This is a genomic window from Streptococcus oralis subsp. dentisani (assembly GCF_002096685.1).
Classification (GTDB): Bacteria; Bacillota; Bacilli; order Lactobacillales; family Streptococcaceae; genus Streptococcus; species Streptococcus oralis_AD.
On record NZ_NCVA01000037.1, the window covers coordinates 36,954 to 52,346 of the forward strand.

At 41.9% G+C, this 15,393-nt stretch carries 12 protein-coding genes; 3 read left to right on the forward strand and 9 right to left on the reverse strand.

What is annotated here, in order from left to right:
• Positions 1-49 precede the first annotated feature (49 nt).
• On the forward strand, positions 50-1,534 hold the full coding sequence (locus tag B7705_RS01860) for a DUF1846 domain-containing protein (RefSeq protein ID WP_084947251.1): 1,485 nt from the start codon (positions 50-52) through the stop codon (positions 1,532-1,534).
• 132 nt (positions 1,535-1,666) lie between these two features.
• Here B7705_RS01860 and B7705_RS01865 read toward each other — a convergent pair whose 3' ends face one another.
• The 5 genes from B7705_RS01865 to B7705_RS01885 are packed head-to-tail and all read right to left on the reverse strand — an operon-like array spanning position 1,667 to position 5,595.
• Positions 1,667-2,698 carry a sensor histidine kinase gene (locus B7705_RS01865; RefSeq protein ID WP_084947254.1) on the reverse strand — a complete coding sequence of 344 codons (1,032 nt, stop codon included), beginning with the start codon at positions 2,696-2,698 and terminating at the stop codon, positions 1,667-1,669.
• Complete coding sequence (locus B7705_RS01870; RefSeq protein ID WP_084947257.1) at positions 2,665-3,363, reverse strand: response regulator transcription factor; 699 nt, start codon at positions 3,361-3,363, stop codon at positions 2,665-2,667. The genes B7705_RS01865 and B7705_RS01870 overlap by 34 nt, the downstream gene beginning before the upstream one ends.
• Before the next feature lie 12 nt (positions 3,364-3,375).
• Positions 3,376-4,098 (reverse strand): lantibiotic ABC transporter permease, encoded by a 723-nt coding sequence (locus tag B7705_RS01875; protein ID WP_084947259.1) that lies wholly within the window; start codon positions 4,096-4,098, stop codon positions 3,376-3,378.
• Positions 4,098-4,886: a lantibiotic ABC transporter permease gene (locus tag B7705_RS01880; RefSeq protein WP_084947261.1), complete on the reverse strand. Its 789-nt coding sequence runs from the start codon at positions 4,884-4,886 to the stop codon at positions 4,098-4,100. Before B7705_RS01880 ends, B7705_RS01875 begins: the two co-directional genes overlap by 1 nt.
• A gap of 1 nt (position 4,887) precedes the next feature.
• Positions 4,888-5,595 (reverse strand): ABC transporter ATP-binding protein, encoded by a 708-nt coding sequence (locus tag B7705_RS01885; protein WP_084947264.1) that lies wholly within the window; start codon positions 5,593-5,595, stop codon positions 4,888-4,890.
• A gap of 296 nt (positions 5,596-5,891) precedes the next feature.
• On the opposite strand from B7705_RS01885, the gene B7705_RS01890 reads away from it, so the two are divergent.
• Entirely contained in the window at positions 5,892-6,374 is a 483-nt protein-coding gene (locus tag B7705_RS01890; protein ID WP_084947267.1) for an S-ribosylhomocysteine lyase, read from the forward strand.
• 60 nt (positions 6,375-6,434) lie between these two features.
• Here B7705_RS01890 and B7705_RS01895 read toward each other — a convergent pair whose 3' ends face one another.
• Both B7705_RS01895 and pflB read right to left on the reverse strand, forming a co-directional pair.
• A complete protein-coding gene (locus tag B7705_RS01895; RefSeq protein WP_084947269.1) occupies positions 6,435-8,540 on the reverse strand; it encodes an ATP-dependent Clp protease ATP-binding subunit in 2,106 nt (701 codons plus the stop codon).
• A gap of 407 nt (positions 8,541-8,947) precedes the next feature.
• A complete protein-coding gene (gene pflB, locus B7705_RS01900; protein WP_084947272.1) occupies positions 8,948-11,263 on the reverse strand; it encodes a formate C-acetyltransferase in 2,316 nt (771 codons plus the stop codon).
• A gap of 236 nt (positions 11,264-11,499) precedes the next feature.
• Between pflB and dinB the strand changes: the two genes are divergently transcribed.
• Positions 11,500-12,561 (forward strand): DNA polymerase IV, encoded by a 1,062-nt coding sequence (gene dinB / locus B7705_RS01905; protein WP_084947274.1) that lies wholly within the window; start codon positions 11,500-11,502, stop codon positions 12,559-12,561.
• Positions 12,562-12,592: 31 nt separating this feature from the next.
• Here dinB and B7705_RS01910 read toward each other — a convergent pair whose 3' ends face one another.
• Positions 12,593-13,438 carry an undecaprenyl-diphosphate phosphatase gene (locus B7705_RS01910; RefSeq protein WP_038804148.1) on the reverse strand — a complete coding sequence of 282 codons (846 nt, stop codon included), beginning with the start codon at positions 13,436-13,438 and terminating at the stop codon, positions 12,593-12,595.
• 61 nt (positions 13,439-13,499) lie between these two features.
• Positions 13,500-15,389 carry a DUF2207 domain-containing protein gene (locus B7705_RS01915; RefSeq protein ID WP_084947277.1) on the reverse strand — a complete coding sequence of 630 codons (1,890 nt, stop codon included), beginning with the start codon at positions 15,387-15,389 and terminating at the stop codon, positions 13,500-13,502.
• Between the last annotated feature and the right edge of the window lie 4 nt (positions 15,390-15,393).

Sequence of the window (15,393 nt, forward strand, 5' to 3'; positions counted from 1 at the left end):
GTTTCCTATCTTCCAATTTTTTATTATAATAGAGGTCAGAGGTAAAAAAATGAAAAAACAAGCTTTTAGTTCTGAACAATATTTAAATCTGCAACGCGACCACATTTTGGAGCGCATTAACCAATTTGACGGCAAGCTCTACTTGGAGTTTGGTGGTAAAATGTTAGAAGATTTCCACGCTGCTCGAGTTCTTCCTGGTTATGAGCCTGACAATAAAATCAAGCTCTTACAAGAATTGAAAAAGCAGGTTGAGGTTGTGATTGCCATTAACGCTAGCAATATCGAGCATTCCAAAGCACGTGGTGACTTGGGCATTTCTTATGACCAAGAAGTTCTTCGTTTGATTGATAAATTCAATGAATTGGGAATTTTTGTTGGCTCCGTTGTCATTACACAATATGCTGGCCAACCCGCTGCAGATGCCTTCCGCAACCAACTTGAGAAAAACGGAATTGATTCTTATCTTCATTATCCAATCAAAGGATATCCAACTGATATGGATCACATCATTTCTCCTGAAGGTATGGGGAAAAACGACTATATCAAAACCAGTCGCAACTTGATCGTCGTAACAGCTCCTGGACCTGGTTCTGGAAAATTGGCCACTTGTATGTCCAACATGTACCACGACCAACTCAATGGCATCAAGTCTGGTTACGCTAAGTTTGAAACCTTCCCAGTCTGGAACCTGCCCCTTCATCATCCAGTCAACTTGGCCTATGAGGCTGCCACCGCAGACCTTGACGATGTCAATATGATTGACCCTTTCCATCTCCAAACCTACGGAGAAACAACGGTCAACTACAACCGTGATATTGAAATTTTCCCAGTACTCAAACGTATGTTGGAACGCATTCTCGGTGAATCTCCATACGCTTCACCAACAGATATGGGTGTCAACATGGTTGGCTTCGCTATTACAGATAATGAGGCTGCTATCGAAGCTTCAAAACAAGAAATCATCCGTCGCTACTATCAGACTGTACTTGATTTTAAAGCTGAAAAAGTCGGAGAAACTGCTGTCAAGAAGATTGAACTTCTCATGAACGACCTCAGTATCACACCTGCAGACCGTAAGGTTGCTGTTGCTGCACGCCAAAAAGCAGAAGAAACTGGTGGTCCTGCCCTAGCTCTTGAATTGCCAAACGGGGAAATCGTAACTGGTAAAAACTCTGAACTCTTTGGTCCTACAGCTGCTGCCTTGATCAATGCCATCAAGAAATCAGCTGACATTGCTAAGGAAGTGAAACTAATCGAGCCTGAAGTTGTCAAACCAATTCAAGGCCTTAAGATTAATCATCTAGGCAGCCGCAATCCTCGCCTCCACTCAAATGAAATTTTGATTGCACTTGCCATCACAGCTATGGAAAATCCTGATGCTGCGCGTGCCATGAAGGAACTTGGTAACCTCAAAGGAAGCGAAGCCCACTCAACCATCATCTTGACCGACGAAGACAAGAATGTCCTTCGCAAACTAGGTATCAACGTAACCTTTGATCCTTACTACCAATACGACCGTTTGTATCGGAAGTAAATAAACAAGGCTGGATAAAACTCAATTTGAGTAAAAATCCAGTAAATCTTTACATGATAAAAGATAAAACGCATAATATCAAGGCTTTTGAACACTTGATATTATGCGTTTTTATGATTTTTTCATCCTCATTTATTTCAATGAAATTGCCAACTCAACACAGGCTCCTCCTTGGTCTGGATTGAGCAGGGTCAGACGACCACCGTGCAAGAGAGCTACCTGCTTAGAAAAGGCTAAGCCGATGCCGTGATGGGGATTAGCTGAATTGCGGCTTTGATCACTCTGGTAGAAGAGCTGTTCCGCTCCTAGCAGCATCTCCTCTGAAAATGAAGGACCATTGTTCCAGATAGCAAAAACCAACTGGTCCTGCTGTACTGATACCGCCAGCTTCACTTCCTTTTGGCCCTGGTCAGCATGTTCAAGCGCATTCAGTAAAATATTGAGCAAAGCTCGTTTGAGATAGTCCAAATGAATGGACAAAATCAGACTAAGATCACAATCTTCTTGGAGATAAAAACGATAGCTTTCCTGTTTGCTGAACAGTGCCCAGTCGTCCTGTAGATCAGCCAAAAAGTCCCCTAAGGAAAGTTGACTGAACTGATTAGCATCAATCTGAAAAGTCTTAGCATAATCAATCAAAGAGCCACAATACTCTTCCATCTTGTGACTAGCCTGCAAAATCTCAACAGCATAGTCTGCCTGTGGCTGGTCCAACTGCGCCAATTCCAAGAGCTCAGCATTCCCCTTAATCACAGTTAGGGGCGTCTTCAAATCGTGCGATGTCGCTGATAGCTGTAAAATCAACTCCTGATTATGCTGCTGCTCTCTTTCTAGAAGACGAGCATTTTCTTGATGGCTGCTTCGTAAATCGCTATAAACTTCTAGCATTTCCTCGATCCGAAAAAGCTGGCTTTGATTTTCTTCTAAAAGCTTCTCGCTCCTTAGCATTTTTATTTCCCTGTCGATTTTTCGGAGTAATTTCAAAATATGATAAAAAGTAATCAGCAGCAAGCTCCCTGCCCAGAAGAACAAAGTGAAAAGGGCATAATCGCTGCCTTGTGTAAATTCATAGCCGATAAGCACAAAAATCAAAACATGAAAAAAGACGATTTTTAAACTGGTTGTCCAGACTAGGCTTTTGAAATTACGGGTTCTAATTGCCATCTATAGCCTACTCCTCTCACTGTTGCGATTACTTGCAGTCCTTCTTGTTTGCATTTTTGGCGAATTTGATATACGTATTCTGAGATGGAGCGAAGCTGTGTTTCTGAGCTTTCTGGGTAAAGCAAGGTATGCAGGCGTTCAGCTGAAAAGGTCTGCTTGGGATTGCTAGCTAATAAATGCAGCAACTTAAACTCTCGCTCTGAAAATTTCAAGACTTTACCAAAACAGGCAACTTCATAGCGCTCTGGATAAAATTGACAAGAAGTAATTTCAGAATAGCGCTCCTTCCGTCTTTCCTCTCGCCGAAGATGAGCTCTGACACGCGCCAGCAATTCTTTGGTTCCAAAAGGTTTGACAATATAGTCATCCGCTCCACGAAAGAGTCCCTCCACCTTGTCTGCCTCCAACTCCTTAGCCGTCAGAAAAATGATTGGACATGAAAGATGAGGACGAATGTAGGAACACAACTCAAAACCATTAACAGGCTCCATCATCACATCCAGCAGAATCAAGTCATATCCGACAAAATGCGTCAGCTCTAGGTCTTCTATCCGATCAAGCGTCGCCACATCATAAGCATCGAGCTCTAGGACGTTTTTCACCAGCTTCAAAATACTCCGGTCATCATCAACCACCAAAATACGATACTGTCTCATGAGTTCCATTATAGCATACCTCTAGCGAACATCTCGTTTCAAGGTTAAGAATATAGCAGAGCTCCAAACCAAAGCTAGCCAGAACAGCTGTATTCCCAGCCCTGATAGTTCTATTGAATGCTGAAGTCCTTCATACTCAAAAAGATTTAGCGTAGCCAGATCGGGCAGGTATTTTGCTTCTTTGATGAAAGTTGCCAATAAACGACTGAGGCCAATCAAGAGAGGAAAGAGCACCGACACCGGCACAACCCAAGATTGAAATAGCAAAGCGAGGCCGGCAGTTAAAAAAGCCAGAAAAAGATTGCTGAGAAGACCAAAAGAGCTGTAATAGAGGAATTTCCCCAGTAAGGACCAGCTAAAGTCTAGGTCAAAACGCGCCAGCATAACAAGGAAACAGCTGCCTACCATGACACTGTAGAGAGCCAAGAGCAGCAAGACCAGAAAAAGGAATCTCCCCGCCAACCAAGCCTTTCTATTTGATACAGTTAGAAAATTCGTTCGCATCCCAGACTTGACAAACTCCTGGGCAAAATAGAGTGAAGTAAAGATGACCATGACAGGCTGCGCTAGATAGAGGGCATGTAAAGTCTCGCTCAGAGCTTTCGTCTGGCCAACTGCTGTCTGACTATAGTCAAGATTCATCAGAAAAAATGGAACGACTAGCAGAGCTACCAAGGCTGCACCAAGAGCGAGGTAGTAAGAACGGAACTTAATCCATTCACTTCTAAGCAGAGCTTTGATCATCAGTATCGCCCTCCTAAATCCGTCTTCAAAAAGCGCAGAGAGGTCATGCCGCCGATGACTAGTAACCATGCGCCTAGTATCAACAGCCCTTGCAAGGGATTGTTGACATATTGGGAAGTTGGCGTTGCCACAAACAACTCTCCAGCTGGCTGTGGCAGATAAGCTCCCCAACTCGTGTGAGCTGCCAGGTAGTTCCCCAGATTATAGATTTGGGGTACGAGAAAAAGCAGAGGAACTAGCATGGTCCGAGCCAATAAACCTAACAAAAACGAAAGGATTCCCAATAAGGTCAGAGATAAGGTTTTCCACAAAATCAGACTCCAAGCTGCCTGATTGAGCAGAATCGGATCAAGCCCTTCCTTTCCTAAAGCCAGATGCATGGCCATATAACTAAAGCAAATTGATAAAAAGCTAGTAGCAAGAGAAAAGCAAGCAAAGGTCATGAGTTTCCCCACAAGCAACTTCAGTCGGTTATTACAGGTCAAGAGGCTAGTTCTCAAGCTATGAGACTGAAATTCCATAGCCCCCAAAATTCCAGCTAAAATGACCAAAACCATGCCCGCCATAGAAGCTCCATTGAGGCCTAGATATTCCAGCGGGTCAATGGCTTCTGCCAGACCGGGAACCGTCTTAGGGGTGGCATCCAAGCCAATAGACAAATACTGTCGGCCCTCCAGCCAGGATACGACAGGCACCAATAGCAACATAAAGGCCATACTCACTCTGAAAGCCTTTGTTGAGCGGATTTTCAACCATTCTGAATGCAATAAGGACAGCGTTTCTTTCATCTTAAACCTCCTTTGTCAAATCAAAGAAGAGTTCTTCTAGACTGTCTGAATCTTGCAGCACCTCTTCCAATCTTCCCTGCTCAATAATTCGCCCATGATGAATCAAGACTACATCATCAGTCACCATTTGCACCTCTGATAGGATATGGGAGGATAGAAGTACCGTTTTTCCTAAATCAGCCTGCTGACGGATGAACTTTCTAAACCACTTAATCCCACTTGGATCTAGTCCATTAGTCGGCTCATCTAATATAAGAAACTGAGGATCACCCAGCAAAGCTGCTGCTAAACCCAACCGCTGACCTTCCCCCAGAGACAGGCTTGACAAGAGGTCCTTCCTCTTATGAGCGATTCCAGTCATCTCCAAAACCTCATCGATCCGAGACTTGGGAATAGCATTACTCGCCGCAATAATTCTCAAGTGGTCATAGACCTTTCGATTGGGCAGACCGCCAATGCCGTCAAAGGCTGCACCTACCGTTCTGAGCGGATAAGTCATTGACTGATAAGTTCGCCCATCAAAAGTCGCAGTTCCTGCTGTCGCCCGATCTAAGCCCAAGAGAATCCTCAAGGTCGAACTTTTCCCTGCACCATTTGGGCCTAGAAAAGCTGTAATCCGGCCGCTTCTAGCTGTAAAAGAAATATCTTCTAAAATCTGCTTGCTGCCATGCTTTTTGCAGACGCCTTCTATTTTCACCATATGTTCCATACTGAACTCCTTTATCTTTATTTTCTCCAGTATATGCAATCTAGTTCAGAATTAGTTCAGAGATTAAACAGAAATTTCAGAAAAAATTGATCCACTTTTCAAAAATCACCTTAGTTCCACTAGAAAAAACTAAACTTTTCTTTCACAAGGTATTCTTCTCTCCATTCTTTCTTTATAATTCTGAGGTTTATGTATGAAGACTTTATTATCATTCTAGTACCAAAAAATCATTTATCAAACTCCATCAAGAACAGGCTTTATGTTATAATGAAAGAAGAAAACTGAAAGGAACTACCATGTCAAAAAAAGTTATTGTTGAAAGTTTTGAACTTGACCACACCATTGTGAAAGCACCCTATGTCCGCTTAATTGGGGAAGAAACAGGCCCTAAGGGAGACATCATCTCCAACTTTGATATTCGCTTGGTGCAACCAAACGAGGACTCTATCCCTACCGCTGGTCTTCACACTATCGAGCACCTCTTGGCCAAACTCATCCGTACCCGCATTGACGGCATGATTGACTGTTCGCCCTTCGGTTGCCGTACTGGTTTCCACATGATTATGTGGGGACGCCATACTAGCGCTGAAATTGCAGCTGTTATCAAGGACTCGCTCAAGGAAATCGCTGAGACTACTACTTGGGAAGATGTCCCTGGAACAACCATCGAATCTTGCGGAAACTACAAGGACCACAGCCTCTTTTCTGCTAAAGAATGGGCTAAACTCATCCTAGAACAAGGTATTTCAGATGATGCCTTTGAACGTCATGTCATCTAAACACAAAAAAGGAACCAGTTTTTCAGCTGGTTCCTTCTTTTTTACTCTCAAAATCTCGAGTTAGGCTTTTTCTCGAATGACCAAAGCACCATCTTCCATATCTGCTTCTAGATGTTTAGCATCTAGGTGATCCAAGTGGAAGTCCGTCACCTTATCACGGATTTGTTGTTCAACTACACGACGGAGAGGACGAACACCCATGACTTCGTCATAACCTTCTTCTGTGATAAAATCCTTAGCTGCTTGGCTGACTTCCAAATCAATATCTTTCTTAGCCAAGGTTTGGTTTACTTCAGTCAGCATCAAGTCCACAATCTTAAAAAGATCTTCCTTATTTAAGTGTGAGAACTCGATAACTGCGTTAAAGCGGTTGAGTAACTCTGGACGGAAGAATGGTTTCAAGCGATCCATCAACTCTGGTTTATCCGCATCTTCTGTCAAGTTAGCTTCATAGCCAAATCCAGCATTTGATGTTGCGATAATGACAGTATTTTTAAAGTTAACGGTATTTCCTTGACCATCAGTCAAACGACCATCATCCAAGACTTGGAGGAGAAGGGTAATGACTTGTGGATCCGCCTTTTCAATTTCATCCAAGAGAATGATAGAGTAAGGATTGCGACGAACACGTTCTGTCAAGGTATTGCTATTGTCATCATAACCCACATAACCGGCAGTTGTACCGATTAGCTTAGATACAGCTGTGCGGTCACTGTATTCAGACATATCCAAACGAATGATAGCATCCTTGGTTCCAAACATATCGAGTGCCAATTGCTTAGCAAGCTCAGTCTTACCAACCCCAGTTGGACCTACAAAGAGGAAGCTACCTATTGGGCGATTGCCTTCATCAAAACCAGCACGGTTACGACGGATAGCACGAGCCACTGCTTCTACTGCTTTATCTTGGCCGATTACCTTGTGTTCCAAACGATGAGCCATATCTTTCAAACGTTCGATGTCTGACGCCCCCATTTGTGATACTGGAATACCTGTCATTCGTTCCACCGATTCGGCCACATCATTGACAGTGGCAGTCACTTTCATATCTTCTGTGTGGTTTTCGACTTTTTTCTCCAATTCTGCAATGCGAGTTTTGGCATTAAGAGCTGCTTCAAAATCTTCTGCCTCAACTGCTTTTTCTTGCTTGTCTTTTTCTGCCTCAATTTCACGTTCAACAGCATGAACATCTGTTACTGGATGTTGAGCCGCCAAGTGAGCCGCTGTTACATCGACGAGGTCGATAGCCTTATCAGGCAAGCTACGTTGAGGAATGTATTGGATAGAATAATCCACTGCTGCTTTCAAAACTTCGTCTGGCAAGATAACATTGTGGTGTTGTTGATAGAGGTCACGAATTCCTTGAAGGATTTTAAAGGTATCCTCTGCTGAAGGAGCATTGACCTTGACTTCATTGAAACGACGAGCAAGAGCTGCATTCTTCAAGATAGTGTTACGGTATTCATCCTGAGTTGTTGCTCCAATAACGGTCAACTCACCACGGGATAGAGCTGGTTTGAGAATATCCGCAAGACCCTTAGATCCACTGTCTCCACCAGTGCTACCAGCACCGAGGATTTGGTGAATTTCATCAAAGAAGAGAATAATATTTCCTGCTTCTTTCACCTCATTGACTAGGTTTTGAACGTTTTCTTCAAAACTACCACGGTATTGGGTACCAGCTTCAAGACCTGAGATATCAATGGAAATAATTTCCTTGTTCTTGATGGCAGCTGGAACATCGCCATTCACAATGGCTTGCGCTAAACCTTCGACAACGGCTGTCTTACCAACACCTGCATCTCCGACCAGAACAGGATTGTTCTTGGTACGACGTGAGAGGATTTCAGATGTTTCTTGAATTTCCTTGTTTCGTCCGATAACAGGATCCAACTTGCCCTCACGAGCTTCCGCTGTCAAGTTACGACCCAGTTTAGCAAGGACACCATCTTGTTTCATACCTGACGCGTGTTGTTGCATTTGTCCATCAGATTCTGCATTTCCTGGCAATTGACCAGTTGCACGATAATGAGCAAATTCCTCAGGTGTCACTTCTCGACCATTAATCAAGTAGCGACGATTTTCAGAACTGTATCCTCGCATACCACCCATCAATTGGTTAAATAAATCATCCATGTTGTTAAAGTTATTAAAGTTGTTATTCATATTTCATACCTCGTTTAATTAAAAATTTACTTAGTCAAAATAGTTTGACTTTCTCTGACCTTTGTTTTAAAAAATTTAGACTAGCTGTTTGCTACTCGCTGTTGGCTACTCTACGTATAATTTCTGGTTTTTCTTTTTTAAATAAGCCTTTTATCATCTTCTTTTCAAATTCTGTTAGATTAAACATAGGCCTCACCCCTTTCTCGGGATTCTATACCTCATTCTCAAAGACTAATTTTTTGAAAATGAGCTCTTTAAGGAATTTATTTTCCTTATGTTTCTACTATATCATATTGGTCAGTAAAAGTCAATAACTTTTTGACTAAATTTGACTATTTTTAAAAATTTTTTGAAGTACAAAAAAAGCCAGTCATATCGACTAGCTTTCTTTCCATTCTAATTGAATCTTAGCTCAATGCGTCATCCATTGAAAGAACTTCGTGGAAGACACGTTGTGTCAATTCAGTTTTTTGTTCTGGAGTGAGGTATTTAGTGTTTACACAGTATCCAGAGATACGTACGATAACGTCTTCACCTGACATGATTTTTTCGTAAACATCGTTCAAGTCCATAACGTTCAAGTTAACGTGTTGTCCACCGTTTTCGAAGTAACCATCAAGGATTGTTACCAAATTATCAACTTGTTCGTCACGAGTTTTACCAAGAGCACGTGGAGAAACTTGAGTTGTCAATGAGATACCGTCAGCTGCGTAACCAAAGTCAAGACTTGCAAGTGAGTTCAAGTTTTGCAACCATCCACCTTTAGCTTTGTTAGATGGGTTCGCACCTGGTGAGAAGAATTCAAGTTTAGACAAGTTCACAGAGCCATCTTCGTTGAGGTATACACCTTTGTGGACTGGTGAGTTACCAGTTTGTTTAGAGTATGCAACGTTAGATGTGATTGTCAAAAGTGATACTGTAGCCTCTGCGTCTTTGTAAAGTTTGTGGCTACGTAGACGAGTTGTGTAAGCTTCAATCAACCATTCTGCCAATTCGTTTGAACGTGGATCATCTTCACCCCAACGTGGGTATTCACCGATTGTTTCGTAATCGTAGATGTAGCCATCTTCGTCACGGATTGGTTTAACAGTAGCGTATTTAATCGCTGACAATGTATCAACAGTGTTAGCAAATCCACAGATACCGAATCCCATGTTGGCACGTTGTTTCGTTGGCAAGAAGGCCATTTGAACAGCTTCGTAGTTGTACTTGTCAGTCATGTAGTGGATGATGTTCAAAGCATCTACGTAAGTGTCAGTCAACCAGTCAAGAGATTTTTCAAAGTTCGCTTTAACTGATTCGAATTCAAGAACTTCGTCACGGATAGGATTGATGTCAAATACTTTGTAGTCTTTATGAACATCGTCGTAACCACCGTTCAAACCAGTAAGAAGGGCTTTCAAAACGTTTACACGAGCACCGAAGTACTGGATGTTGTGGCGTTGATCTTCGTTTTCTGGGTCAAGTGGTGACACACAGCATGAGATACAGCTCATTTCACCGTATCCGTCTTTAGCCATTGTTGTTACACCTTCGTATTGGATAGAAGAGTGTTTGTGGCTCATATGCATACAGTAGCGACGGAAGTTGTATGGCAATTTGTCAGTCCAAAGAACTGTCAAGTTTGGCTCTGGAGAGTTACCGATGTTGTCAAGAGTGTTCAAGAAACGGTAGTCCATCTTAGTAACACGGTGACGACCGTCGTTACCCATACCAGCCATAGAAGTTGTGATGAAGGTTGGGTCACCTGAGTACAATTGGTCATAAGCTTTTGTACGAGCAAATTTAACTGTACGAAGTTTCATAACGAAATCATCAACGAACTCTTGGATTTCTGATTCGGTAAATGTACCACGAGCAAGGTCACGTTCTGCAAAGATATCCAATACGATTGGCACACGTCCTAGAGATGTAGCAGCACCGTTGATCACACGGCAGACAGCCATGAAGGCGATGTTAACCCATTGGATTGCTTCTTTCGTGTTCATCGCTGGTTTGCGGACATCAACTCCGTAAAGGTCACCCAAGCGAACAACTTGTTGCAAAGCTTGGTATTGAAGGTTTACTTCTTCACGAAGACGGATTGTTTCTTCGTCAATTTCTTTAATTGCATTCCAGTCGTTGACTTTTTCTTGCATCAAGTAGTCTGCACCGTAAAGAGCAAGACGTGCGTAAACACCGATGATACGTCCACGTGAGTAGGCATCTGGAAGACCAGTTACAGTGTGAGCGTGACGAGCACGACGAATGTTTGAAGTGTAGGCACGGAAGATACCATCGTTAACTGTTGTTACGTATTTAGTGAAGATTTCGTGAACAGCTGGATCTGGTTCGTATCCATTTTCTTTCAAAGTAGTTTCAGCCATACGGATACCACCTTTTGGCATGAAGTTCAATTTGAAGAGTTCATCGTTTTGGATACCGAAAATCAATTCGTTTTCTTTGTCGATAAATCCAGCAGGAATATCAGCAATAGATGTTGGACGAGTGTCCATTGGGAAACGAGTTTCTTCGTAATGAGCTTTTGTTTCTTCTACAATCTTTTTGATGTGAAGTGAACGTTCTGTTGGTCCAGCAAGGAAACTTTCATCTCCATCGTAAGGTGTGTAGTTAGCTTGAACGAAGCGAGAGATACTTGCTTTTTCTTTCCAATCTACGCCTTTGAAACCTTCCCAAGCTTTGTCAAAAATGTCTTGTGCTTCAACAACTGTCTTAACAACCATGTTAATGTCCTCATTTTTCTTTCTAGTAACAGTCATCTGTTACATTCATGAGACCAGTATACCATACAGTAACCGATTTCAACAAGCGAAAAAAGGCTTTTTCATCACTTTCTTTTCTAATACAGTCTGTTTATCGGCGCAATCTGTGTTATATATTTGAAAGAATGAGTACTCTTTTCCATTTTTTCAGAAAAAAAGGTATAATGAATAAAAAATGACATTAGAAAGGAAGCAAAATGCTCATATTTCCATTGATTAATGATTTGTCCAGAAAAATCATCCATATCGACATGGATGCCTTTTTTGCTGCGGTGGAAATAAGAGACAATCCTAAGTTAAAGGGCAAGCCTGTTATCATTGGGAGTGACCCCAGACAAACAGGCGGACGAGGAGTTGTGTCTACTTGTAGCTACGAGGCACGAGCTTTTGGTGTTCATTCAGCCATGAGTCCTAAAGAAGCTTATGAGCGTTGTCCTCAAGCCGTCTTTATCTCGGGAAATTATGAAAAATACAAAACTGTGGGACTTGAGATTCGAGCTATTTTTAAACGCTATACTGATTTGATTGAACCTATGAGTATTGACGAAGCCTACTTGGATGTGACGGAAAATAAACTTGGTATCAAGTCAGCTGTCAAAATAGCTCGTCTCATCCAACAGGATATCTGGCAGGAACTACACCTGACTGCTTCTGCAGGTGTGTCTTACAACAAATTCTTAGCTAAAATGGCCAGCGATTATCAAAAACCACATGGTTTGACAGTTATCCTCCCAGATCAGGCCCAAGACTTTCTCAAACAAATGGACATTGCTAAATTTCACGGTGTGGGCAAGAAAACAGTGGAAAGGCTTCATGAAATGGGTATTTATACTGGCGCAGACTTATTAGACGTTTCTGAAGTCACTTTAATCGATCGGTTCGGCAGACTCGGTTTTGACCTTTATCGAAAGGCAAGGGGCATTCATAATTCACCAGTCAAGTCCAATCGCATTCGTAAGTCCATCGGCAAGGAGAAAACTTATGGGAAGATTCTACAGGATGAAGAAGACATCAAAAAAGAGCTGACTCTTCTCTCTGAAAAAGTAGCTCTCAATCTCAGTAAACAGGACAAAGCTGGAAAAATCATTATCCTAAAAATACGATATACTGACTTCTCCACTCTGACTAGACGAAAAAGCCTCCCACAAGCAACACAGGACGCTAGTCAGATTTCTCAAACTGCCCTTCAACTTTACGAAGAACTAGCTGAAAAAGAGAAAGGCGTTCGTCTACTAGGAATTACAGTGACAGGATTTTAAAAAGCTTGAAGGCCCCCCTTCAAGCTTTTTCTTATACAAACAAACGCACAAAACTATAAAGCAACAAGACGCTACCGAGTACAATACGGTATTTACCAAAGAGTGTAAAGTCGTGCTTCTTCACATAGCTGGTCAAGAAACGAATAGCAACCATGCTGACCGCAAAGGCAACTCCCATAGCGACCAAAAGCAAGAATAGTTGACCAAAACTCAAGAGTTGACCTGCTTTAATAAATTTGAAAATCTTTAAAGCACTAGCTCCGAACATGACAGGAATCCCGAGATAGAAGGTAAACTCTGTTACGACAGAGCGACTTGTTCCATTCAACAAACCACCAACGATAGTAGCACCGGAACGGCTCGTTCCTGGGAAGAGGGCGAGGACTTGGAAGAGTCCGATATAAAGGGCTGTTTTATAAGGCAACTTGTCTAGCTCTGTTACTGTTGGTTCAATGGCTTGCGCCTTATTTCGTTTTTCAAGATAGATAAAGGCAACACCATAGATAATCAACATAATGGCAACCGAAACCATGTTATGGAAGTTGGCATCAAACCAATCATCTAACTTAAAGACCAATAGTAAAGGCAAGGTTGCAACGAGAACTTTTGACCACAATTGCCAAGTTCTACGAACTTCGACCCTGTTTTTACCAGGTTTGAAAGGATTGAGCTTGTTAAAGTAAATGACCATAACTGCTAAAATGGCACCAAGCTGAATGACAACATTAAACATGGACATAAAGGCTTCATTTTGGTCCTTGTATTGGACAAATTCTTCAACCAAGATCAAGTGCCCTGTACTTGAAATGGGCAACCATTCTGTAATTCCTTCAACAATCCCAAAAAAGATTGACTTCAAAATTTCAATAAAATACATACATTACTCCTTTTTCTGTCCTCTATTATAGCATAATTTCGGATGTTGCGATAGATTTTTTCTAGAAGGCGCCGATGCTACCACCGCCTCCGCCTCCTGAGAATCCTCCACCTGAAGAACCACTTCCAGAAGATACGGAGTAGGTACTTGCTGTGTTTGCAATACTAGCATAGTGGCTCATTTGAGCAGTTGAATGATAAAACATACTGTGCCAGCCATAAGCTACGTAAAGATTGATATCTGGGTTCTCAACTTGAATCTGATAAGATTTCATCAAATGACTCACCTTGTCCGCATAACCAAATAAAGTAGCATAGACAAGGAGGCGATTCCAAAGAACAATACTCTCTAATTCTGCCTTGTCTAGATGGGCGATATCGCGAAGCATGTTTTCAAAACTAGTCCAGAGATAGTACGCTTCTAACCCTTCTTCATTTAAAACACCATCACGAGTATCAAATCGGGTCGTCCAATAATAGACGGCAGCTAACATCAAGCCTACAAATCCAAGGATAAGAAGTGGCAGAGAAAGATACCCATGAGCATCCAAACTGTACAAGAACCAGCCAAAACCAACGAAAGCAGGTAGAAGCGTAGAGACACCTATCGTCAATCGCAAGATTTTTTCTCCATTACTCAGTGGACGATAATAATATGGAAGTTGCAAAGAAGAAACCCGCTTTCTCACCCCATCCTGCATCTGCTTCAGAGCTTGCTCGAAAGAAGACTTAAGCTTACGTCCTGTTTTCTGAATCCGTTTTTCATCAGCTGCTTTTGCACCTTGGTAAAGACTAGTTGACACTTGGTAATCTGCAAACAAATCTGAAACAAGCACTTCTTCTCTTCCTGAAAAGGCCAAATTAAGGCAATCTTTTTCAAAACTTGCCAATCCTTTTTCTTTTATGACTTTTAGACGGACCTCATCTCCATTTGAGATGATTGAAACATTTCCACGGTCAATCACATCCAACAAGGTTGCCTGAACGAGTTGGTCAAAGGTGAACTTCCCTCCTCCCTTGGTCAAGGGGCTGACTTCCTCTAAAGAAGTGGAGTAAACAGATTCCGATAAAACCATCGGTTCTAAGTCCATTGGCGGTTCGTAGAGACGGTGATTTTTAGCATGTTTCTTCGATGGGGAGGTTTTTCTTCGGTAAATGCGATAGAAAATGACACTAAAGACTAAAGAAAGCGAGAGTAGAAAAGGGATAATCCACGTAACCAGAGCTTTACTTTGAGCTTTTTCAGCAGCAATGGACTCCTCTATTTTTTCAAATTCTGCTAAACGATTGCCTTTCAATCCCTGATCCAAAGCTGTTTCAAAATCTTTTCTAGGCCAATAGGCATGCAATTCAACCCCACGCTGACGAGGTAGGTTCTGCAAATGAACACGATAATCACCACCTGTCTTCTCTACCTTGCCCTCTGTAAAGAGTTTCCCTGTATGAAAGAAAAGTTTTTCAGCTCCATTAAAGCCTGTTACCCGAAACTCAAAATTTTCGATAGGTTCTGAACTATCCGTCAAGGGTTGCCAATTAAGTTCCGCGATATCATCATATAGAAATAGGAGATTTTTTAATTGCCATGTGATTACCACTTCAACAGTATCTCCCTCTTGGCCTGGATTATACACTTTTACAGTATAACCTTCCGATTCTTCTATCACTTCACTATTGACATTCTCAATGGCAGTAGCATTTTTCCATACCTGAACCTTTGGACTGGAATCTATTTCAAAGCCCTTTGGCATCTTACCAGCACGGCCAAGTCCTACTAGTTGTCCATTAAAATCCTCATCAAAATGATATACTACTTTTTCCCTAAATTCTGCCGTATTATCTGCATGAATATACAAATCACCTTGATAAGAGCGAATCTTGAAATCAACCGCAAAAACAGAGAGTGGTAAAATACAAAACAAGCTAAATAAAAGCAAGAAAAAAGTCTTTTTCACAACA